The 20,400-nt window shown below is 64.3% G+C and carries 19 protein-coding genes; 8 read left to right on the forward strand and 11 right to left on the reverse strand.

Annotation, left to right across the window (positions count from 1 at the left end; all coding sequences use genetic code 11):
• Positions 1-29: 29 nt before the first annotated feature.
• From JJ959_RS11260 to JJ959_RS11275, 4 genes are read right to left on the reverse strand one after another with little or no spacing between them, the layout of a single operon-like run.
• The gene (locus JJ959_RS11260) at positions 30-446 is read right to left on the reverse strand and encodes a response regulator (protein ID WP_292883559.1); all 417 of its coding nucleotides are present in this window, start codon (positions 444-446) and stop codon (positions 30-32) included.
• The gene (locus JJ959_RS11265) at positions 443-2,755 is read right to left on the reverse strand and encodes an ATP-binding protein (RefSeq protein ID WP_292883562.1); all 2,313 of its coding nucleotides are present in this window, start codon (positions 2,753-2,755) and stop codon (positions 443-445) included. Before JJ959_RS11265 ends, JJ959_RS11260 begins: the two co-directional genes overlap by 4 nt.
• A gap of 10 nt (positions 2,756-2,765) precedes the next feature.
• Complete coding sequence (locus tag JJ959_RS11270) at positions 2,766-3,110, reverse strand: plastocyanin/azurin family copper-binding protein (RefSeq protein ID WP_292883565.1); 345 nt, start codon at positions 3,108-3,110, stop codon at positions 2,766-2,768.
• A gap of 59 nt (positions 3,111-3,169) precedes the next feature.
• Positions 3,170-3,577: a hypothetical protein gene (locus JJ959_RS11275; RefSeq protein ID WP_292883568.1), complete on the reverse strand. Its 408-nt coding sequence runs from the start codon at positions 3,575-3,577 to the stop codon at positions 3,170-3,172.
• An 86-nt stretch (positions 3,578-3,663) separates the two neighbouring features.
• Here JJ959_RS11275 and JJ959_RS11280 point away from each other — a divergent pair, with 86 nt between their 5' ends.
• Complete coding sequence (locus JJ959_RS11280; RefSeq protein ID WP_292883570.1) at positions 3,664-4,380, forward strand: lysophospholipid acyltransferase family protein; 717 nt, start codon at positions 3,664-3,666, stop codon at positions 4,378-4,380.
• Here JJ959_RS11280 and JJ959_RS11285 read toward each other — a convergent pair.
• Positions 4,373-4,879: a flagellar basal body-associated FliL family protein gene (locus JJ959_RS11285; protein ID WP_292883572.1), complete on the reverse strand. Its 507-nt coding sequence runs from the start codon at positions 4,877-4,879 to the stop codon at positions 4,373-4,375. The genes JJ959_RS11280 and JJ959_RS11285 overlap by 8 nt on opposite strands.
• A 143-nt stretch (positions 4,880-5,022) precedes the next feature.
• Here JJ959_RS11285 and JJ959_RS11290 point away from each other — a divergent pair, with 143 nt between their 5' ends.
• The gene (locus tag JJ959_RS11290; RefSeq protein ID WP_292883575.1) at positions 5,023-5,277 is read left to right on the forward strand and encodes a hypothetical protein; all 255 of its coding nucleotides are present in this window, start codon (positions 5,023-5,025) and stop codon (positions 5,275-5,277) included.
• Here JJ959_RS11290 and JJ959_RS11295 read toward each other — a convergent pair.
• The 4 genes from JJ959_RS11295 to JJ959_RS11310 are packed head-to-tail and all read right to left on the reverse strand — an operon-like array spanning position 5,274 to position 8,571.
• The gene (locus JJ959_RS11295) at positions 5,274-6,173 is read right to left on the reverse strand and encodes an NAD(P)-dependent oxidoreductase (RefSeq protein WP_292883578.1); all 900 of its coding nucleotides are present in this window, start codon (positions 6,171-6,173) and stop codon (positions 5,274-5,276) included. The genes JJ959_RS11290 and JJ959_RS11295 overlap by 4 nt on opposite strands.
• The gene (locus JJ959_RS11300) at positions 6,170-6,880 is read right to left on the reverse strand and encodes a hypothetical protein (protein ID WP_292883581.1); all 711 of its coding nucleotides are present in this window, start codon (positions 6,878-6,880) and stop codon (positions 6,170-6,172) included. The genes JJ959_RS11295 and JJ959_RS11300 overlap by 4 nt, the downstream gene beginning before the upstream one ends.
• Positions 6,881-6,919: 39 nt before the next feature.
• The gene (locus JJ959_RS11305; RefSeq protein WP_292883583.1) at positions 6,920-7,729 is read right to left on the reverse strand and encodes a TIM barrel protein; all 810 of its coding nucleotides are present in this window, start codon (positions 7,727-7,729) and stop codon (positions 6,920-6,922) included.
• A complete protein-coding gene (locus JJ959_RS11310; protein WP_292883585.1) occupies positions 7,726-8,571 on the reverse strand; it encodes an IclR family transcriptional regulator in 846 nt (281 codons plus the stop codon). Before JJ959_RS11310 ends, JJ959_RS11305 begins: the two co-directional genes overlap by 4 nt.
• Positions 8,572-8,739: 168 nt before the next feature.
• On the opposite strand from JJ959_RS11310, the gene JJ959_RS11315 reads away from it, so the two are divergent.
• Entirely contained in the window at positions 8,740-10,476 is a 1,737-nt protein-coding gene (locus JJ959_RS11315; protein ID WP_292883588.1) for an FAD-dependent oxidoreductase, read from the forward strand.
• Here JJ959_RS11315 and JJ959_RS11320 read toward each other — a convergent pair.
• A complete protein-coding gene (locus tag JJ959_RS11320) occupies positions 10,458-12,239 on the reverse strand; it encodes a gamma-glutamyltransferase family protein (protein WP_292883590.1) in 1,782 nt (593 codons plus the stop codon). The genes JJ959_RS11315 and JJ959_RS11320 overlap by 19 nt on opposite strands.
• Before the next feature lie 211 nt (positions 12,240-12,450).
• On the opposite strand from JJ959_RS11320, the gene JJ959_RS11325 reads away from it, so the two are divergent.
• Positions 12,451-14,946, forward strand: a complete 2,496-nt coding sequence (locus tag JJ959_RS11325) for a DUF1217 domain-containing protein (RefSeq protein WP_292883593.1) — start codon at positions 12,451-12,453, stop codon at positions 14,944-14,946.
• Positions 14,947-14,965: 19 nt separating this feature from the next.
• Here JJ959_RS11325 and JJ959_RS11330 read toward each other — a convergent pair whose 3' ends face one another.
• Entirely contained in the window at positions 14,966-15,781 is an 816-nt protein-coding gene (locus JJ959_RS11330) for an aspartate dehydrogenase (protein ID WP_292883596.1), read from the reverse strand.
• 150 nt (positions 15,782-15,931) lie between these two features.
• Here JJ959_RS11330 and JJ959_RS11335 point away from each other — a divergent pair, with 150 nt between their 5' ends.
• The 4 genes from JJ959_RS11335 (at position 15,932) to JJ959_RS11350 (ending at position 20,394) form a co-directional block, all read left to right on the forward strand.
• A complete protein-coding gene (locus JJ959_RS11335) occupies positions 15,932-16,942 on the forward strand; it encodes a tripartite tricarboxylate transporter substrate-binding protein (protein WP_292883598.1) in 1,011 nt (336 codons plus the stop codon).
• A 213-nt stretch (positions 16,943-17,155) separates the two neighbouring features.
• A complete protein-coding gene (locus tag JJ959_RS11340; protein WP_292883601.1) occupies positions 17,156-18,127 on the forward strand; it encodes a tripartite tricarboxylate transporter substrate binding protein in 972 nt (323 codons plus the stop codon).
• Between the two features lie 82 nt (positions 18,128-18,209).
• The gene (locus tag JJ959_RS11345; protein WP_292883604.1) at positions 18,210-18,695 is read left to right on the forward strand and encodes a tripartite tricarboxylate transporter TctB family protein; all 486 of its coding nucleotides are present in this window, start codon (positions 18,210-18,212) and stop codon (positions 18,693-18,695) included.
• A gap of 10 nt (positions 18,696-18,705) precedes the next feature.
• Positions 18,706-20,394, forward strand: a complete 1,689-nt coding sequence (locus JJ959_RS11350) for a tripartite tricarboxylate transporter permease (RefSeq protein WP_292883606.1) — start codon at positions 18,706-18,708, stop codon at positions 20,392-20,394.
• Positions 20,395-20,400 lie beyond the last annotated feature (6 nt).

Below are 20,400 nucleotides of genomic sequence, written 5' to 3' on the forward strand. Positions count from 1 at the left end.
CCGGATCGGTTATCCGGGCGGATCGGGCCTCAGAGCTTGAAGATCGCCTCGACCTTGGCCTTCATCTGGTCCGGCGTGAAGGGCTTGGCGATATAGGCGTCGACGCCGGCCTTGCGCGCGGCAATGACGAAATCCTTGTTGGCGTTGCCGGTCAGCATGATGAACTTCATCTTCGGGAAGTTCCTGCGCACAGCCTTCAGGAACTCGAGCCCGTTGATCTCCGGCATGTTCCAGTCGGAGACGATGAGCTGCACGTCGCCATCGAGCTCGCGCAGGAGCTTTAGCGCTTTCAGTCCGTCCGTGGCATGGAAGATGCGCTTGAAGCCCATGACTTTCAGCGCGCCCTGGGCGAGCTTTGCGGCCATCGGCTCGTCCTCGGCGACGATCACCTGGAATTCGCCGAAATTCGGGCGAAAGGCAGCGAGGGGGTCGGTCTGGCTGTTCATTGAGCGGCCTGGCTCTCCAAGAGTGTGCGGCTTTCCTCAAGGGCGGCGAGCAGATCCTCGGCCGCGGCCGCGCAGTCCTCTAAATGCTGCGTTCCGGCCGCACTTTCAACTGAAACCGCGTCGCGATAGACCCGGCGCAGTCCGACGGAGGCGGCCGCGCTCTTGAGCGTGTGCGCGGCTTCGCCGAGGGCGGCCGTATCCTTCGCCGCGAGATGACCCGCGATCGCCTCCCGGTGCGCGTCGAGCCCGGAGAGGAAGTCGCTCACCATTTCGGCCGCGAACTCGTCGCCGAGCTGGGCGCGGTAGGTCTCCAGCACTTCGGGCTCCAGTGCCGGGCCGTCCTGCATCAGTTTCTCCGCGACCGGCGAGGCGGGGGCGGGCTCGTCCTCGAAATCGGGAAAGAGATCCTCCTCCTCCGGATCGAGGCCGTCGGGCGCCGGGATGACCGGGCCGAGCACGCGGGCGAGCGCGCCGAAGAGCAGGCCCGGATGGATCGGCTTTGCGACGTAACCGTCCATGCCGGCGTCCATGCAGCGGGCGACCTCTTCCGCCGTCGCCGCCGCGGTGGCGGCGAGGATCGGGATGTCGGCGCGTGGCGGCAGCAGCGCGCGGATCCGGCGCGTCGCCTCCAGCCCGTCCATCCCCGGCATGTTCATGTCCATCAGGATGACGTCGTAGGTACCGGGCGGATTGTCCTCGATCGCGGCCAGCGCGGCGGCGCCGTCACTGACCATATGAACGCTGTGACCCTCCGCTTCGAGCAACCCGCGGGCGACCTGCTGGTTCACCAGATTGTCCTCGGCGACGAGCAGGGAGAGGGGCGGCAGATTGGTTGCTGCCGCTTTGTCGGTCTTGTTCGGCTTCCTGCCTTCGGGCAGCGGCAGCTCGAACCAGAATGTGCTGCCTTCGCCTGGTCTGCTCTCGACGCCGATCTCGCCGCCCATCACCTCGACGAGCTGCTTGCAGATCGCAAGCCCGAGCCCGGTGCCGCCATATTGCCGCGCGGTGGAACTGTCCGCCTGGCTGAACTGCCGGAACAGCCGCGAGATCTTTTCCTCGGGGATGCCGATGCCGGTGTCGCTTACAGAAAACCGGTAGGTATCCGGCGCCGCTCCCGGTGTGACCGAGACGGTGACGGAGCCGCTTTCGGTGAATTTCAGCGCGTTGCCGACGAGGTTCAGCAGGATCTGTCGGAGACGCGCGCTGTCGCCTTTCAGATGCGAGGGGCAGTCGGGAGAGACTTCCGCAACGAAGGAGAGGCCTTTCTCCTCGGCCCGGCCCTGCATCAGTGCGAGCGAGCCTTCGACCAGACGGCGGAGGTCGAAATCGAGCACTTCGAGGTCGAGCTTGCCCGCCTCCAGCTTGGAGAAGTCGAGGATGCCGTTGAGGAGATGCATCAGCCCCTCGGCGCTCTCCAGTACGGTCTCGGCGAAATGCCGTTCCTCCTCGCCGAGCGGCTTGCGCAGCAGCAGGCGGGTCATGCCGATCACGCCGTTCATCGGGGTGCGGATCTCGTGGCTCATCATGGCGAGGAAGTCGGCCTTCGCCTTGGCCGCCGCCTCGGCGCTGTCGCGCGCCTCGCGGACCTCGTTCATGACGTCGCGGAAGACGATGAGGGAGCGGGCCATGCCGCCGATCTCGTCGCCGCGATCGAGATCGTTCTGCCGCACTTCGATCGAACGGTCGCCCGAGGCGAGCTCGACGGTCCGGCGGGCCAGGCGGTTCAGCGGGCGGATGATGTCGCGGGCAAGCAGGATGGCGACGATGATCGACACCACCAGGACGCCGGCGAGGATCCAGGTCGTGAAGCGCTTTGTGTCCTCCACCTGCTGTTCGGCGGCAAGCCAGAAACGGTAGCCGTCCTCGGCCGCGACCTGCACCAGGATGTCGAGGTTGGTCTTCAGCCGCTCGGCGATCTCGTCTCTTGCGGCAAGGAGAGAAGGATCGTCGCGCGCTTCGTGCGCGGTTTGCCACCAGGCCTCGAAATCGCTCTTCAGAGCAGCCGACAGTTCGGCGGTGCGTTCCGACATGCGGCGTTCGTCGGCGATCTCGAGATCGAGGAAGAAATCCTCGCGCAGGCGGAGCAAACGCTCTTCGGCGGCGCTCCCGGTCAGCCGCTCCTCAAGTTCGATCACGAGAAAGCTGGTCTGCGCCGCGCGGGCGAAATTGATCGATTGCAGCGGCCGGTCGTAGAGCGTCTTGGCGATGTCGCCGAGCGTCCAGGTCGAGAAGAAACTGGTCCCCGCCAGCGCGCCCGCAGCCAGCACGGCCACCAGGAACGCGCCGATCAGTTTGAGGCGGAGGGACATCGGACGGGGATTATTCTTCGACGGTGATCTTCAGCCGCATGCGCGGATGGATCCGGCAGCGCACGTCGACGATGCCGAGCTTCTCCAGCACCACGTCGCGCTCCTCACCCGGAGCCTGCAGGCCGATATCGAAGCTCGCGCCCTCGGTCTCGGAATAGACGTTGTGCCCGTAGAAGTCGTCATTCACGAAGCGGACCATGTCGCCTTTCTTCACCGAGATCTCGCCCGGCGTGAAATGGCGCCCCTTCTGGCTGATCGTGGCGACCGGGTCGGCAGCAAGCGCGACGGCGACGCCCGTCGCGGCCGAAAGGGCGGCGGCCAGCGCGGCAGCGCCGATGGATCTGGTGAGCGACATGGGCGCGTCCAAACAGTGATCGGATGTGGATATCATACCGTAATTTCTAGGGATTTACTCTAGCGTTGCGGGCGCGTCGATACATCCCCGCCCGCGTCGCGGTACTTCACAAACAGGCGATCCAGTTCGAGGCGGTGGAAGACCTCCGCCTGCGGCCCCCGGTCAGGCCCGAAGTAAAGCCCGAGGGCGGAGCAGTGCTGGAAGAACCCGGGCCCCGGCACCCCGCCGCGGGATTTCGAGACCGCGACGGCCGCCCGGAGCGGTTGCCCGTCCGCGTGATCGTCGCTGACCAGCCGCTCCAGCGTTTCCGTCAGTTTGTGGATGGCATACGGCCCCGGAATGCCCGCTTCGGCGGCGATCTCCGCATAGGTGGCGACCTTTCCTGTCCTGGCAAGGCGCTCCAGCGCATCGAGCAGGCGCGGAAACCAGCCGGGGTCTTCTCGGCTCTCCCGCCGGTCTGTGGTCATGGCGCGCTCCCGGTTTCGGAGAAGGGGCGGCGTGACAGGCCGCGCAAACTTCAGTAAAGGGTGGGGCAAAGCTTGTGGAATCAAAAATGACCGCTTTCAGGGCGACGCTTTTCAACGTCCTCTTCTACATCTTCACCCCCATCATCGGCCTGGTGGCGCTTCCGGTCTTTCTCGGGCCGCGGAGCTGGGTCTGCTGGGTGCGCGACACCTGGTGCCGCGGCGTGCTGGCGGTGCTTGCGGCTACGGTGGGCCTGCGCTGGCGGATCGAGGGCCGGGAGCATCTTCCCGACGGTCCGTGCCTGATCGCCTGCAAGCACCAGTCGGCCTGGGAGACCATCGCGCTGCAGCTGATCTGCCGCGATCCCGCCATCGTGCTGAAGCAGGAGCTGCTGAAGCTGCCGGTGGTCGGCTGGTATTTCCGCAAGGTCGGTATGGTCCCGGTCGACCGCTCGGCGGGGGCGGGCGCGCTCAAGCTGATGGTGAAGGCGGCGGAGGAGCGGGTCGCCGAGGGGCGTCCGGTGGTGATCTTCCCGCAGGGCACGCGCGTCGCGCCGGGAATGGAGCAGGCCTATCATCCGGGCGTCTACGCGCTCTATCGCGCGCTCGACCTGCCGACGGTTCCGATCGCGCTCAATTCCGGGCAGTTCTGGGCGCGGGAGAGCTTCATGAAATATCCGGGCACGGTCGATGTCCGGATTCTTGAGCCGATTCCGCCGGGGCTCGACCGCAAGAGTTTCATGAGCCGGCTGGAACAGGTGATCGAGAGCGAGACCTCACGTCTGGAGGCGGCGGCCGCTACTTGATCGTCATCTTCATGACCTGAACGTTCAGCAGGTCTTCCTTCTGGATGATGTCCCGCAAGCGGACCCAGACACCGTCCCGGATCCTGTTGATGCCGTCGAAGCCGTTCAGTTCTTCCTGGCTCAGGCTGCTGGCGTAGATGATCACCGCATCCCGGATTCGCGGCTCCAGCGCTGCGACCCGCGCCTGCGCATTCGGGTCCTTCAGCTCAAGCGCGAGGCTGAGCAGCATGAAGACCGGATAGCGCCGTTCGGTCTGCAGGTTGATGACGAATTCCTCGAGCTGGAAGACGACCGCGTTCGGATCCGCCGCCGCATAGGGCGGCGGGGCCTCGTTCACATAGGGCTCTTCCTTCGGCGCCGAGTCCCCGCCGCCCATCATGTGCTTGCGTTTGGCGCCGAGGGGATCGAAACCGGGAATCAGTCCGAACATCACGGCGCCCATTCCGGCGCCGACGATCAGCATCAGCGGCAGGGTCACGAAGATGATCAGTTTCTTCACGGGCGCGGGCTCCGTTCGCTCAAGGGACCGTCCAGATCCTCTCCACTAGCAGCTATCCTGTTTGTCTGAACAGTATTTCCGGTGCAAACACCGGGTAAAACAGTCCTATTATGACCCCGGCATACGAATGAGGTGGCGTGTCGATGCAGGATAAGGAAGCCCGGGCCTGGCTCGAGTTTTTCATGAAGCAGCCGGAAGAACGCCAGGCGGAGAAGTTGCGCGCCGAGGCGCCGGGCGTGACGTCCTTCGTGATCGATCTGGTCGATGACACGTTCTACATCACCTTCCGTTTCGACGACGGGCGTGAGAGAGCTATCGCGCTCAGCGAGGACATTGCGCTCTATATGCGCGAGTACCTGAACAGCGGCCTGATGGAGCGGGCCACCCGCCGCCGCTAGGCTTCCCGGCCGGAGCGATAATGCGCGATGGTCCGGGCGATGCCCTCGGACAATGACGTGCGCGGGAGCGCTCCGAGCAGGTCCTCGACCGGGGTCGGAACCATCTCTGCCGGGATCGGAAGGGTGGGACCGTTCCAGTCCAGCTCCGCCTCCGGCACATGCTTGCGGATTTCCTCCACGATCGCGCCCGCATCGACCATCTCGCCTGACAGCGTGACGGCATGCGCACCCTCGAAAGGCCGCGTGGCCGCCGCCTCGCAGACCGCCGCGACGTCGTCGACGAAGATCAGGTCGGCCCCGCCGGAATAGCCGATCGTATAGGGATGGCCGGCAAGAGCCTCCCGGCAGGCGACCGAGGGACCGGCGGTGAGGCCGGTCACCCGCCCGGGGCCGTAGACGATCGCCGGGCGGAAACCGATGCTGGGAATGCCGGATTCGATCCAGTAGGCCCGCGCGCAGCCTTCCGCCGCCAGCTTGTAGGCGCCGTAATGGGTGATCGGACTGAGATCCGTACAGCTGTCCGGGGCGAGGGCGGACGCGCTGCTGGCATAGACCACGCCGGTCATGCCTTCCGCCTTGGCGGCCTCGAAGACGTTCAGCGTACCGACCAGGTTGACCTTGGCGCCGAGTACTGGATCGGCCGAACATTCGGGCGTCAGAAGGGCAGCGAGATGAACCGCGAACGTGCAGCCGCGTGCGGCCTCCCGCACGGCTTCGGTATCGGCGATGTCGCCGCTCACCCAGTCGATTTCGTCGGCGCCGTCGCCGATGATTTCGCGGACGATCGAGCGGTCTTCCTTCAGGTCGAAGACGCGGACGTCTACGTTCCGCTTCTTCAGCCGCTTGATGAGCCAAGCGCCGAGAAATCCGCCGCCGCCGGTGATCAGAACCTTCATTGCGCCGCTCCCGTGCCGGCCATATCCGCCGCGGAGAGCTGATAGGCGAGGTTGTAGACGATGGTCTCGGGGTTCTTGAGGCCGATGCCGCTCGCGGCGATGGCCGCTTCGAACGCGGGCACCGAGGCTTCGAGTTCAGGCAGCCCGCTACCCTCGATCAGCACGACCGCATCGAACTCCTTCTCCTTCATCTCCGGGCGGATCTCGGTCTCGCGGGTCTTCACGCCGGAAACCTCCGTGCGGGCGAGGCCGATATGCGCGCCGGCGGCGCCAGTCACCTTGAGCAGGCTGTCGGCCAGCGCCTGCGCACTGGCGCGCACCTGCTCCGGACCGATACCGTCAGCGAAGTCGAGCCGGATCGTCGCCATCGCGCCCCCGTCGCCGACGCCGGAGGAGGCGATGCGGTCGCAAGCGACGCGGAGGAAATTGCGGAAGGTCGGCTGCACCCTGTTGGACCAGTCGGTCGGATTGTTCAGGCGCTCCAGATAGGCGGGGGAGCGGAATGTCTCGACCGTCTCGCCGCAATAGACCGTGCCGTAGCGGTAGCGCGGGACGCTGTGATTGATCAGCCGTTTGCCGACGAGAAAGCCGGGGATGGAGAGCCGTTCCGGCATGTGCTCGCGGGTATGCCATTCCATGTATTCGGTCTGGGAGGGCGGATCGATGTCGTGCCAAAGTGCCAGAAAAGCTTCGCCGGTCAGGGCCATTTCGTTTCACTCCGTTGGATTACTACCTGTTCGACCCGGTCACGGGTCACCGAGCAGTTTCTTGGTTGCAGCGAGGGCGCGCCGCGCGACTTCGGACGCGCCGATCTCTGCGGCCAGGGCATGGTTCGGAACCTCGACGCTGACGGTCATCTCCTTCGGAACGAGCGCGGCGATGGCGGCGAGGTCGATCCCGCCTTCTCCGGGGATCATCCGCGCGGTCCGGGCGATCCTGATCAGCTCTTCGTCCGACGGGTCGTAAGGCACAGGTCCGTCGCAGATCTGGACATAATTCATCAGGCGTGCCGGCAGGTCGCGGAACTCGTCGAGAGAGGCGCCGCAGCGGTCGAAATGCAGGCTGTCGAACAGGACCGCGGCAGCGGGATGATCGGCGCTCTCGACCATGCGCCGGGCATGCGCCAGATTCTTCACGCCCGTCCAGGGCATGAATTCGAGATCGGCGGTCAGGTTGTAGCTGCCGAGGAGGCCGCAGAGCGCAGTGTAGTTGTCCTGGCTCCGGTCCGGGTCCGTATCGTCGACGGCGACCAGCACATGTTTCGCGCCGAGTTCCGCGATCCGGTCGAGAAACGGGGTGAAGCTTTCGATCCTCGTGTCGGAGGCCAGCCGGATCATCTCGGCATCCGCCATCGTGACGCCGGTATCCCGCATCGCGGCTTGCACCTCGTGCAGCATCGTATCGTCTTCCAGTAGCGGGAAGAGTCGGTCGGCCGGGCCCGCGGGCAGCAGACGGAAACTGATCATGTCATAGCCATGATCCGCGGCGATCCCGACGGAGGTCACGGGATCGGCGCCGTTGCAGGTCAGATAACCGAGGGAATAGGCGCGGGTCATCGGGTGCCTGCCGCTTGCTGTGCGGGCCGGGACGCGGTCGCGCCGTCTTCCCGAAGGCGCCCGAAAAATTGCGATGCGTCCGCGGCCGCCGACAACTCCGCTGCGGCCTCGTGCAGTTTCGGCGCGAGTTCGGTGACGCGCGGTGTGTCGAGACGCACGGTCGGCCCGGCGATCGAGAGGCAACCGACGATGGGACCGTCCTTGCCATGCCGGACCGGAACCGCCATCGCGGCCATGCCGATCATGTAGCTGTTGACGGTCAGCGCGTAGCCCTTTGCGCGCGCTTCGGCCAAGGCAGCGAGAAGCGTGGGACGCGTTGCCGGCGCGCCCGGTCCCGGTTCGAACTCTGTCGGCCGGAGGCCCTGGCGGGAGACCAATTCCAGTGCGTCCGCGTCGCTCATGCCGGAGAGCCAGGCCTGCCCGCCTGCGGTGCTCGCGAGATGAACGACGACCCCCTGCTCGCGTCCGGGATCGTAGCGCAGGCCGGTGGTGGCGCCCTGTGCCACCGCGACCCAGACCAGCTGTTCGCCGTCGACGACCGAGAGGCGGATCAGTTCGCCGCTCGCCGCCGCAAGCCGGTCGAGGATCGGCTGCGCAATGTCCGTTACGCCCGCGCGGCCGAGAAAGCCGAGGCCAAGCGCGGAGAGTTTCACGCTCAGCAGATAGTCGCCCTGATCCCTCGGCTGCCTGACATAGCCCAGCCGGGCCAGCTCGCGCAGTTGACGGTGCACGCCGGAAACCGGCATGCCGAGCAGGGCGGCGATCCGGCTGACGGGGAGGCCTGCGGGATGCTCCACCATCAACTCCAGAATGCGCAATCCGCGTTCGAGGGCGCTGCTCACCGCGATCTCCTTTCGAGAGCCTTCCGGCGGTCCCGGGAGGCATTCTTCTCTTCGCAACGGAGAGCGTACATCGGTCATGGCAAAAAATGGAAAGAGATTCTAATTTTGGATTTGGAGCGGGCGTGCTGCCCGTTTGGCCCTTCGATCCCAGCGACAGGAATCCGACTTATGAGCAGTCCCGACAGTGCCCGGCCTGAGAAAAGCGAGTGGGACGTCATCGTGCTCGGAGGCGGGGCGGCGGGAATGGCCGCGGCGGTCTTCGCCGCGCTCGAAGGTGCGCGGACCCTGCTCATAGAGCGTTCCGAATATCTCGGCGGCACGTCGGCACTGTCGGCCGGAACGGTCTGGATTCCGAACACGCGGCATGCGGCGGAAGTCGGCGCCGAGGATAGCCCGGAACGTGCCGCCGCCTTTCTCGATGCTGCGGTCGGGAACAGGGCGCCGAAAGCAATGCGCGATGCCTTTCTCCGTGCGGGTCCCGAAGCGGTCCGTTGCCTTGAGGAGCGGACAGATGTCCGCTTCCGGGCCCGTCCGTTCCACCCCGACTATCTCTACGAGCTGGAAGGCTCTGTCGCCGGCGGCCGGGCGCTCGAGGCGCTGCCGTTTGACGGTGCCGCGCTCGGCAGATTTCTGCATCTGCTGAGACCGCCGATTCCTGAATTCACCGTCTTGGGCGGGATGATGGTCGACCGGGACGATATCGGCCATCTGCTGAAGATGAGCTCTTCGCTCAGATCCCTCGCGCATGGAGTGAGGCTGATCGCCGGTTATGCGGCCGACCGACTACGGTTCGGGCGCGGAGCGCGGCTGGTGATGGGTAATGCCCTGACGGGACGGCTGCTGAAAGCGCTGCTGGATCTCGGCGTAGATGTGATGACTGAAGCCGAGGTAACCGATATATCCGCAGCGCCTGACGCGACGGGCGTCACCGTAAAGTTCGACGGACGCGTGCGGGACCTTCGCGCGCGCGGCGGTGTGATCCTCGCCTCCGGAGGCTTCGCGCGCCATCCTCAGCGGCGCCTGGAGATGCTGCCGTCACCGCAACCGGAGTTCAGTCCCGCCGCGCCCGGCAATACCGGGGCGCTGCACGATGTCGCGCTCGGACTCGGTGCACGCTACGGAGAAGCCGGGGACCAGCCGGTCTTCTGGGCGCCGGTCTCCCGCCGCAGACGCAAGGACGGCAGCATGGCGGTGTTTCCGCATTTCGTGCTCGACCGCTCCAAGCCGGGGATCCTGTCTGTCGGCCGTGACGGACGGCGCTTCGTCAACGAGAGCCGCTCCTATCACGAGTTCGTCGCGGCCATGTACGCCGCGAACCGGGATGGCTCGACCATTCCGGCTTACGAGATCACCGATGCCGAGGGGCTCAGGAAATACGGCCTCGGCATGGTGCGGCCGGGCGGACGCGGTCTCGCGCCGTTCCTTGCCGATGGATATCTGGTCCGGGCGGACAGCCTCGCGGAGCTTGCGGCGAAGCTGGGAATCGACGCGAGAGGCCTTGCAGGCACGGTGGCGCGCATGAACGATTTCGCCGAGACCGGCGTGGATCTGGATTTCGGCAGGGGCTCAACTGTCTACGAGCGGGCGAACGGAGATCCGTCGCACGGACCGAACCCGACCCTCGGGCCGGTCCGGAAACCGCCCTTCTATGCGATCCGGCTCTGGCCGGGGGACATCGGATCGGCCGTCGGGCTGCTCACCGACACCGAGGTCCGCCTTGTCGATGCCGAGGGCGCGCCGATCGCCGGTCTCTATGCCTGCGGCAACGACATGCATTCGGTGATGGGCGGGGTCTATCCGGCGCCGGGGATCAATCTCGGCCCGGCGATCGCCTTTGCCTATGTCGCGGGGCGGCATGCCGCCGCCCGCGCGCTCGAAGCTTCGGATCAGCGGCCGACGGCGTAGCCCTGCATGCCGCGCGGGTTGGCGGCGGCGCGCAGCATGTCGCCGTCCTTCGCGGCGGCGGTCAGGCGGCCTTCCGACCAGTCCTCGCCGACCTCGACATCGTGGCCGCGGCGGCGGAGTTCGTTGACGGTCTCTTCCGGGAACCTGCCCTCCACCACCAGCCGCTTCTCTGTCCGGCCGCGCGGCCAGAACGAGCTCGGGAAATGCTCGTTGTGGAAGGCCGGGCAGTCGATCGCCTCCTGCAGGTTCATGCCGTGCTCGGCATGGTGCAGGAAGAGCAGCAGCGACCACTGGTCCTGCTGGTCGCCGCCCGGCGTGCCGAACGGCATGTAGGCCTCGCCGTCGCGCAGCGCGAAGCAGGGCGAGAGCGTGGTGCGCGGACGCTTGCCCGGCGCGAGAGTTGAGGGCGAGCCTTCCTCGAGCCAGAACATCTGCGCCCGGTTGCCAAGGCAGAAGCCGAGTTCGGGGATGATCGGCGAACTCTGCAGCCAACCGCCGCTCGGCGTCGCCGAGACCATGTTTCCGTCCTTGTCGATGATGTCGATATGGACGGTGTCGCCCTTGGCCTCGCCCATCTTGCCGACGGTCGGCTCGCCGACGCCGAGACCGGCGCCGGAAATATCCGCCGCATGCGGCTCCAGCGTGAAGGCGATGTTGTTGCTGTAGCCCTCGATGGTGCCGGCGAAGAAAGCGTCCGAGGCCTCCTTGCCGACCAGCGCGCGGCGGCTTTCCGCGTAGGCGTCGCTCAGCAGGACGTCCATCGGAACGTCGACGAAGTTGGGGTCGCCGTAATAGGCCTCGCGATCGGCATAGGAGAGCTTGGAGGTCTCGGTCACGGCATGGACGAAATCCGGGCCGGTCGGATCCATGTCGGCGAGGCCCATGGCCTTCAGCAGGGAGAGCTGCTGCAGCAGCACGGGGCCCTGGCTCCAGGCGCCCGGCTTCATCACCGTGTAGCGGCCGTAATCGTAGGCGAGCGGATCCTCGTAGGTGGCAGACCAGCCGGCAAGGTCGTCGCCGGTCAGCAGGCCCTTGTGACGGCGTCCGGTCGCGTCCATGTAGGCGTCGCGGAAGAAGCGGTCGATGCTCTCGGCGATCCAGCCGCGGTACCAGATATCGCGCGCCCGGTCGATCTGCACCTCGCGGCTGCCGCCGCCGGCCTCGGACTCGCGGACGATGCGCTCGTAGGTATCGGCCAGCTTCGGGTTGGAGAACATGCCGCCCGGAACCGGCGCCTTGCCGTCCTTCAGATAGATCGCCGCAGAACTCTTCCATTCGTTCAGGAAAAGATCGCGCACCGTGTTCACGGTGTCGGTGATCTTCGGCACCACCGGATAGCCGTTGCGGGCGTAGCCGATGGCATATTCCATCACCTGGCCGAGACCCATCGTGCCGTGGTCGCGCAGCATAAGCATCCAGGCGTCGAACGCGCCCGGCGTCACCGCCGCGAGGAGGCCGCTGCCCGGAATGAGGTCCAGTCCGAGATCGCGGATCGCCGGGATGGTCGCGTTCTGTGGTGCGGGGCCCTGGCCGCAGATCACCCGCGTCCGGTTCTCTTTCGCGCTGTGCATGATCAGCGGCAGGTCGCCGCCCGGTCCGTTCAGGTGCGGCTCGACGATCTGCAGCACGAAACCGGCGGCGACGGCGGCGTCGAAGGCGTTCCCGCCGCGCTCAAGAATGGCCATGCCGGCCGACGAGGCGAGCCAATGGGTCGAGGCGACGACACCGAAGGTGCCGCGGATTTCGGGACGGGTCGTAAACATCTTTTTTCCTGGGACGGGGGTGTCGAGGAGGGGCGACTATAGAGCGCCTAACCGGAAGTTCGCAATTCCCGGGCGCATAACATTTCTTAAATTGAATTTTAACCTCCGAAATGCTACAGATTAAGCGCCTCAGAAGGGGTGGTCCGATTCCTGCATATGATCATGTGGTTAGAGTCGGGCCGGAGTTCCGGCTGCAGAAGCAGAGGACAACATGTCGAACGCATCGGTCGCATTGGCCATTCTTGGCGGCAGCGCCTCCTCGTCGTCCCCGACGTCGGCGGTCGCGGCATTCGCGAAATACAAGAAGGATCCCGTTGCGGCTCGCACGGAATTCTACAATCGCGCCGACGTTCAGAAAAGCATCACCAAGTTCCAGGCCTCCGCCGACAAGATCACCAAGCTCGACGACCTGCTCAAGGATCGCAAGACCCTCGAATTCGTCCTGACCGCTTTCGGCTTGGAGTCGGAGATCGGCAATCCCGGCAAGCTGAAGGCGATCTTCAACAGCGACAAGGACGACCCGAACTCCTACGCCAACCGGCTGGCTGATCCGCGCTATGGCGAGCTCGCGAAGTTCTTCAATGTCGCGAACGAGGGGGTCTCGAAGTTCAAGAGTGACGAGATCCAGACCAAGGTCATCGACAAGTTCCTGACCAACGCGTTCGAAATCGCGCTCGGAAACGAGAACCCGGCGGCCCGCGAGGCGGTCTATTTCCTGCGCAAGATCAATCAGATCGACTCCTCCGTCGAAATTCTCGGCGACATCGCGCTGCGCGGTATTGTCACGACGGCGCTCGGACTGCCGCCGCAGATCGCAAACCAGTCCGTTCTGAGGCAGGAAGCCCTGCTCGACGCCAAGCTCGATTTCGACCGGCTCAACACTCTCGACCGGGACGAGGAGAACGTCACCAAGACCAGGGTCGACCTGGTGAATGACGATCTTGCCGCCCTGAAGAAGGGGCTTGCGGCGACGACGAACGCAACTACCGAACTGGGCAATTTGCAGGATCAGCTGGAAGACCTCCGCATCCGGCTTCAGGATTTCGACAATGTCACCAACCCGGCCGGCGTTCTCGCAAGCGAGATTCCGGTTCAGGAAACGGCAATTCCGGAACTGATCCGCCAGCGCGGCCTTATTGCGGCCGGCGAGCGGGCTCTCGCGGAAACGGACCCGAACGTCGAGCGTCTCAAGAAGATTTTCGCAGAGGCGGCGAGTGTAGAGACCCAGGAAGATCTTGATAGCCTGAAGAATGAGTTCGCGACGTTGGTCGGAGAGATCACGGCTGCGGACGGCTTCATCAAGAGCGCCAATTACGTCGACAGCACCTCCGGGACGACGGAGAATCTTTTTGTTCCGTCCGGCGATGTCGGCAGCGGGATCGATGCGCTTGGCAGCGCCAAGATCACGACGGTGGTCAAATCCGACGGCACCGCTGTCGTGACCTCGTCCTATGATCTGGGTTCGTTCCTGACGAGCCTCGATGATGCCAACACGGCGTTTCAGGCCGTGACGCTTGGTTCCCTGTCCTCAGGCCTCGCGGCGGCACGCACGGATTTCGATGATGCAGAGCAGGAGTTCAAGAGCGCCGAAATCATCAACGGCGTGAACAATTCGAGCTTCAATGGCAGCGTCAACAGCGTGAATTTCGGTTACACGCTCAACTCGCAGGAACTGTCGCAGGGCATTTCCGCCGTCGACGATTCTCTTACGCGGCTCTCGAAGGCCGCTACGGTTCTGTCAGAGATTCGCACGCTTGCCTTCGATGCGCAGCAGGACGGCGCGGACATCACTGCGCTGAACACCAAATACGGCGCCAAGCTTGAGGAATTGACCTCGCTGATCAACGATGCGGGGTCGGCGTCCGACGGGACCAATACCTTCACGTTCGACAATTTGCTGACGGGCGGTACCTTCACCTATCAAGCCGACGCGACGTCGGGCAAGAGCATAGACGCTCGCGGCGGAAGCCTGGACACGGACATCCTGTCCGGACTTCCAGCGACGCTTTCCGCGGTGAATGCGAACAGTATTCTCGGGGATATCGATACGACGTTCACGGACGCCTTGTCGGACGTAAAGAATAATCTGGTGACGGACCGGAAGATCTTCGACTTCGCGGCCAACACCGCTGATCCCCTGGGCTCGATCGATTCCGAGATCCGTCAGATCCGCGGCGATCTCGACGAGATTATCGACCGCGCCGGCGCCAGCGGTGACAATCTTCTGAAGGAGTTCGCAAGCGACCTGAAGGTGACGCTCGGCACGCTTGGAACGGCGATCACCGTCGATGCGCAGAACGGGTTCAAGGACAGTTTCGAAAGTTCTCTCAGTTCGCTTCAGTATCTCGCCGTGACGGGCGCGGCCGCGGCATCGCGCGAGGAACTGCTCAACGACGCACTTTTCTCCGTCGGCTCGACTCTCAGCCGGATCAAGGCCGAGCAGTACACGCTTAATATTCAGCAATCGATCCTCGACGAGAAGAAGACCGCGCTCACGGGCACGAGCGGCTCGGCGGAAAATCTGAGCTTCCTGAAGCCGCTCGAGAATACGAATTACGCGATCAAGTTCATCGAGCAGTATCTGGTCAAGGTGGATCTGCAGGCGATCGGCGGGAACGTCTCGTCTGGCGGCGTGACCAATCCGAATCTGGTCAGTCTGTTCCAGGGGATCAGTGGCGGCGGTGGCCTGCTCAACCTGACCAGCTGAGCAGGGCTGCCTTCTCCGCTCAGGTTCCGGCGGTCAGCGGCGCCGTTAGGCGGCGCAGGGTCGCGATGACGCTGAGAGCCGTAATCTTCCCGGTCTTCGGATTTTCCTCCGTCGGAATGTTTTCGATCGTCATGGTGAAACGGGCGCTGTCGGCCTCGACGCGGATCGTATGCGTGTTCCGGGTCACCTCCGGGTCGGCCCAGATTTGAACCGTTGTCCGGTCGGGACCGATGCCGGCGAGGCTGAGGGCGGCCGCCACATTGACGTTTGCGGGGAACCCCTTGGCGGCTTCCCGCGCATTGCCTTCAAACACCTTCTTCGCCGTGTTCAGATGCTCGACGGAAATATCGTTGTCGACCAGATAGGGGGCGCCGGCAAGTCCGCGCGGCGGCTTGCGGGTCTCGAGCGTGACGGAAGCGATCTCGCCCTCAGCCGCGGCCCGCACCGCATCCAGGCCGATCAGCGCGCCGGTCGGCAAAACCAGGCGGGCGCCGGTTTCCTTCGCCCGCTCGACAAGATCCATGTGGTTCAGCAGCGCGCCGATACTGACCGGCACGAAAATGCGTCCGGCCTCGATCGCGGACCGGGCGACGGTCTCGAAAACCGCGGCGGGGGCGCATTCGACGACGATGTCGCACTTCTCGGCCAGGTTCTCCAGCGGGACAACCGGGGCTTCGGCGCCGATGGACTCAAGGTTCTTCCGGGCTTTCTCCGCATCCCGGGCGGAAACGGCGCCAAGTTCGAGATCGGGCAGTGTACCGTCGGCTACAGCGCGCGCCAGGGTGAGACCGATGGCTCCAAGACCGCCAATGCCAACTCTAAGCTTCCTACCCATTGATCCGATTTCCCGTGACCGCTGTGATTGTCAGAATTCGATGTCTTCTGTAGCCCAGATTTCGCTGCCGTCAAAACATGCTTGGCTCCGTGTGTCGCTGGACGGCGGTCGGGTGCGATGTATAGTCTCCGCGACGCGGGTGGGAGCAGGATGCGACAGTTCAGATTCTTATTGCCTCTGATTCTTGCGGCTGCCGCACTGTCCGTGCGGCCCGGCGTCGTACGTGCTCAAGACCTTTCCTGCATAACCGTATCTCTTATTGTTCCGGCAGCCGTGGGTTCGGCCAGCGACCTCGTGGCACGTGCGGTCGCCGATGCGGCGAGTGCGCAGGGAGGGAGTACCTATCGCGTGCGCAACCGGCCGCGGGCGATCGCGCAGGACCTGATCGAGGCTGCGGCGCCCAACGGCTGTACTCTGCTGGTTGACACGCAGATCCGGGTGGCGTTCGAAATCCTGAACGGCGACATGCGTGCCTGGCGCGGACTGACACCTATCGCGCTTCTGACGCAAACCCCGATGGCGCTTGCGCTGTCGTCGGGCGGACCCGCGACACCGGCGCCGAAGGGCGAGGAACCCGAACCGCCGCGCCTTGGCAAGATCATTTCCGATCTGCGCGCCAAACCGGAATCGATGACTTTCGCGCTGGTGGACAACCCCCTCGAAAAGCTGCTTTTCCTGCAGATGGAGGAAGCGCTTGGCGTCCGGTTCCGAATCCGTAGTTTCCCGAGCGGCATCGCGCGCTATCGCGAAATACTGAATGGGCCGCCCGGTACGCTGGGCTTCGTTTCGCTTAAAGCGGCAAGGGCCAGGATGAAGGACAAGGAGCTTCACGTGCTGGCTGTGACCGGCCCGGCTCCCTCCGAACTGCTGCCAGATATTCCCGCTTTGGGAACGGAGGTCCGAGGGCTGACGCTGGGCGTGGATCATGGGATCTTCGGTCCGGAGGCACTTCCCGCGGAGATCGCCGCAGCACATGTCGCAACTCTGCAAAAGGTCATGGAGACACGCGGAGTCCTCGCGAGCCTGCACGAGGACTATGGAACAGAGGCGCGCCTGATCGCAGCGGACGGATTTTCCCGGTATCTGGAAAACCTGGCCGCCGACTGGAAAGAAATGCTTCAGCGTCAGGACAATAGAGGCCGTCTCGGACAGAAAAGCTGAAGTCCTCGCGGCGACAACCTGAAGGCGAAACTCGCATAAGGTCCTGATTTTGCTGTTGTGGCGGAAAAACCGGAAAATAGTCCGGCGACGGCAAAAGGTTGACACCCCGGTTTGTATTCATAGGGTTACTGGCTCTGGTCGGGTGCGCCGGTGGTGTGTCCGCGACATCCTGAGCGCCGGCTTCCGGCCGGTGTGACTTCTGGGAGACAAGAAATGAAGATCAAGACAGCCCTTTTCGCGGCCTTTGCGACCGCGTCTGTCGCCCTCGCCGGGGCGCCGGGTGCCGAGGCCGCCGATCTGCCTTGCCGCACCGCCAAACTGATCGTTCCGTGGGGCGCCGGCGGCGGTACCGACGTGATTTTCCGCCAGTTCGTTGAGTCGGCCAATGCGGCCGGTGCCAAGCCGCAGATCCAAGTCGTCAATATCGGCGGCCAGGGCGGCAACAAGGGCGCCAAGGAAGCGCGCGGCTCCAAGCCGGACGGCTGCACCCTGTTCGCCATCCATCAGAGCGCGCTGACCAGCTTCTTCAACGGTCGTGTCGACTTCACCTGGGACGCTTTCGAGCCGGTAGCCCTGCTGACCCGGACCCCGGCCATCATCGGCGCCAACCCTGACGTTCCGTACAACAACGTCAAGGAACTGGTTGAAGCCGCGAAGAAGGCTCCGGGTACTGTCGTTGCTGGTGGTACGCTCGGTTCCACCAGTCACTTCATCTTCCTGCTGCTCGAAGACGCGGCGGGCGTGAAGTTCAAGCACGTTTCCTATGACGGCACCCGTGAGCGCATGACCGCGCTGCTGGCGAAGAACATCGAGATCGGTGAAATCAACCTCGCCGCCGCCAAGAAGTACATCCAGACCAACGAGCTGAAGGCGCTCGGCATCACCACGCCGGCGCGCAATCCGGAAATCCCGGACGTCATGACCCTGCAGGAGCAGGGCTATGACCTGATCTACGGTACGGACCGCGGTATCGTTCTGCCGAAGGGCGCGAGCCAGGAAGTGATCGATCACTATGCCGCGATCTTCGAGAAGGCGGCGCAGGATCCGAAAGTGGTCGAGGCGATGACCGCCAAGGGCACCGCGGTCAATTATCTCGGCCCGAAAGAGTACACCGACTACTTCGAAAAGACCTTCGCGGCCTGGAAGCGGATCGCGATTGAGGTTGGACTTTACAAAGGCAGCTGATTAAACAGCCCTGCGGGCGGCGGCTCCCGGTCCACGGGAGCCGCCGTTTCTATTTCGCCGATACGAGTTTGGAGGATAGCCGGTGGGCCGGTTGAACCGAGATACGCTGATAGCGCTTGTGCTCCTGGTTTTTTGCGGGGTCATGTTCTCCGCCAGTTTTGAGATCGAGGTCACGAACTACGGGACCATGCAGTCGAGTGTCTGGCCGCAGGTCGTGCTCGTGGTGCTGACGGTCTTCAGTCTCGGACTGCTCGGTCAGAGCATTGTGAAACCGCGCGCTGTTGAAGCTTCGGCGGAAGCCGCGCCGGCGGGGCTCGGCCGGTTCCGCAACGCGCTGATTGTCTATGTGCTGTTCTTCCTGTTTCTGCTGACCCTGGATCTGCTGGGCATGCTGCTCGGCGGTGTCGGTTTCGTCTTCCTTGCGTTGACCCTTCTTGGCGAGCCCAGCCTGAAGCGGGTCCCGCTCCATCTTCTCATCGCCGTGGCGATGGTCGGTATCATGTGGAGCATCTTCACCTTCGGTCTCGGCGTGCTGCTGCCGGACGGCGAACTTCTGCAGCTGAACTGAGGAGCGCGCGATGCTTGACCATATCCTCTACGCCTTCTCCGACGTCTTCGCGGTCTGGAACCTCGCCCTGATGACGATCGGGGTGACCGCCGGTCTGATCGCCGGCGCCATTCCCGGTTTCACCATTGCGATGGCGATCGTCCTGACGCTGCCCTTTACCTTCGGTCTCAGCCCGGTCGAGGGGCTCGCCACCATGATCGGCGTCTTCGTCGGCGGTCTCTCGGGCGGCCTGATGTCCGGCATGCTGACCGGCATTCCCGGAACGCCGTCCTCCATCGCGACCACCTTCGACGGTTTCCCGCTTGCGCGCGGGGGCAAGCCTGGCTTCGCGCTTGGTCTCGGCGTCTGGTCGTCCTTCTTCGGCGGTCTGATCAGTGCCGTGCTTCTCGTCACCCTGGCCCCGAGCCTCGCCGTAATCGGCCTGGAGTTCGGGCCCTGGGACTATTTCTCGCTGGTGCTTTTCGCGCTGACCATTACGGCGAGCCTTTCCGGCGAGAATCTCATGAAGGGGATGATCGCGGGTGCGCTCGGCCTCTTCATCGGTACGGTCGGCGAGGACGAGGTCAACGGCGTCGCGCGCTTCACCTTCGGCTTCGACGATCTCGAATCCGGCTTTTCCTTCCTGCCGGTGCTGATCGGTCTCTTCGCCTTCAGCCAGCTGCTTTCCGATATCCAGGACCGGGTGAAGGCCCGCGAGCCGCTGATGGACGTCAGCGGCACCGACGGACGGGTCCGGGTCGAGCATCTGGCCGCGATCCGTACCATCCTTTCGCGCTGGACCAACCTCGTGCGCTCCTCCCTCATCGGCGTCTTCACCGGCGTGCTGCCGGCCGCCGGCGGGTCGATCTCCAACATTCTCGCTTATGACCAGGCGAAGAAGGCATCGAAGACCCCGGAGAAATTCGGCACCGGCATTCCGGACGGCATCATCGCGCCGGAATCCTCCAATAACGCCACTGCCGGCGGCGCGCTGATCACCATGATGGCGCTCGGCATTCCGGGAGACATCGTCACCGCCGTGATGCTTGGCGCGCTGCTAATCCACAACGTGCAGCCGAGCCCGACCTTCATCAGCGACAATCCGGATCTCGCCTACGCGATCTTCATCGCCTTCTTCCTTGCGCATTTCATCATGATCGCGATGCAGTCGGTGACGCTGAAGCTGTTCCTCCTGGTGACCCGGATCCCGATGTACGTGCTGGCATCGGTGATCCTCGCCTATTGTGCGATCGGCGTGTTCGCGCTCAACAACATTGTCTACGACATCTGGGTGCTGTTCTTCTTCGGCGTGGCCGGCTACATCCTGCGCCTGCTCGGCTTCCCGCTGGCGCCGATCATCCTCGGTGTCGTGCTGGGACATGTGGCCGAGCTGAACCTGTCGCGGGCGCTCTCGATCGACAACGATCTGATGCTGTTCCTCAGCCGCCCCTGGTCGCTCTTCTTCCTTGTCGTCGCGGCCTTCTCGATCGCCTTCCCGTGGTACCAGAAGCTGCGTGGCACGCAATCCTGGACGCTGGCCTATGTCCCGGCGCTCCTCGCCGCGGTCGCGGTCCCGATGTTCATGATGGAGGGGATCGCCCGTCCGATTATCGGTGTGGCGCTGCTCGCGGTTTCCGCCTATCTTCTCTGGAGAAGTGCGAAAGCCGGATGGAAAGTGGCGCCCGAAGGCGACCACGAAGTCCATCTCGAAGAAACCTGAGCCGCA

The sequence above is a fragment of the Nisaea sp. genome (assembly GCF_017640745.1).
Taxonomy (GTDB): Bacteria; Pseudomonadota; Alphaproteobacteria; order Thalassobaculales; family Thalassobaculaceae; genus Nisaea.

Bases quoted from the DNA above. Each gene is read 5' to 3' on its own strand.
- JJ959_RS11260 (WP_292883559.1), bottom strand. From the start codon at position 446: ATGAACAGCCAGACCGACCCCCTCGCTGCCTTTCGCCCGAATTTCGGC.
- JJ959_RS11265 (WP_292883562.1), bottom strand. From the start codon at position 2,755: ATGTCCCTCCGCCTCAAACTGATCGGCGCGTTCCTGGTGGCCGTGCTG.
- JJ959_RS11270 (WP_292883565.1), bottom strand. From the start codon at position 3,110: ATGTCGCTCACCAGATCCATCGGCGCTGCCGCGCTGGCCGCCGCCCTT.
- JJ959_RS11275 (WP_292883568.1), bottom strand. From the start codon at position 3,577: ATGACCACAGACCGGCGGGAGAGCCGAGAAGACCCCGGCTGGTTTCCG.
- JJ959_RS11280 (WP_292883570.1), top strand. From the start codon at position 3,664: ATGACCGCTTTCAGGGCGACGCTTTTCAACGTCCTCTTCTACATCTTC.
- JJ959_RS11290 (WP_292883575.1), top strand. From the start codon at position 5,023: ATGCAGGATAAGGAAGCCCGGGCCTGGCTCGAGTTTTTCATGAAGCAG.
- JJ959_RS11295 (WP_292883578.1), bottom strand. From the start codon at position 6,173: ATGAAGGTTCTGATCACCGGCGGCGGCGGATTTCTCGGCGCTTGGCTC.
- JJ959_RS11300 (WP_292883581.1), bottom strand. From the start codon at position 6,880: ATGGCCCTGACCGGCGAAGCTTTTCTGGCACTTTGGCACGACATCGAT.
- JJ959_RS11305 (WP_292883583.1), bottom strand. From the start codon at position 7,729: ATGACCCGCGCCTATTCCCTCGGTTATCTGACCTGCAACGGCGCCGAT.
- JJ959_RS11315 (WP_292883588.1), top strand. From the start codon at position 8,740: ATGAGCAGTCCCGACAGTGCCCGGCCTGAGAAAAGCGAGTGGGACGTC.
- JJ959_RS11320 (WP_292883590.1), bottom strand. From the start codon at position 12,239: ATGTTTACGACCCGTCCCGAAATCCGCGGCACCTTCGGTGTCGTCGCC.
- JJ959_RS11325 (WP_292883593.1), top strand. From the start codon at position 12,451: ATGTCGAACGCATCGGTCGCATTGGCCATTCTTGGCGGCAGCGCCTCC.
- JJ959_RS11330 (WP_292883596.1), bottom strand. From the start codon at position 15,781: ATGGGTAGGAAGCTTAGAGTTGGCATTGGCGGTCTTGGAGCCATCGGT.
- JJ959_RS11335 (WP_292883598.1), top strand. From the start codon at position 15,932: ATGCGACAGTTCAGATTCTTATTGCCTCTGATTCTTGCGGCTGCCGCA.
- JJ959_RS11340 (WP_292883601.1), top strand. From the start codon at position 17,156: ATGAAGATCAAGACAGCCCTTTTCGCGGCCTTTGCGACCGCGTCTGTC.
- JJ959_RS11350 (WP_292883606.1), top strand. From the start codon at position 18,706: ATGCTTGACCATATCCTCTACGCCTTCTCCGACGTCTTCGCGGTCTGG.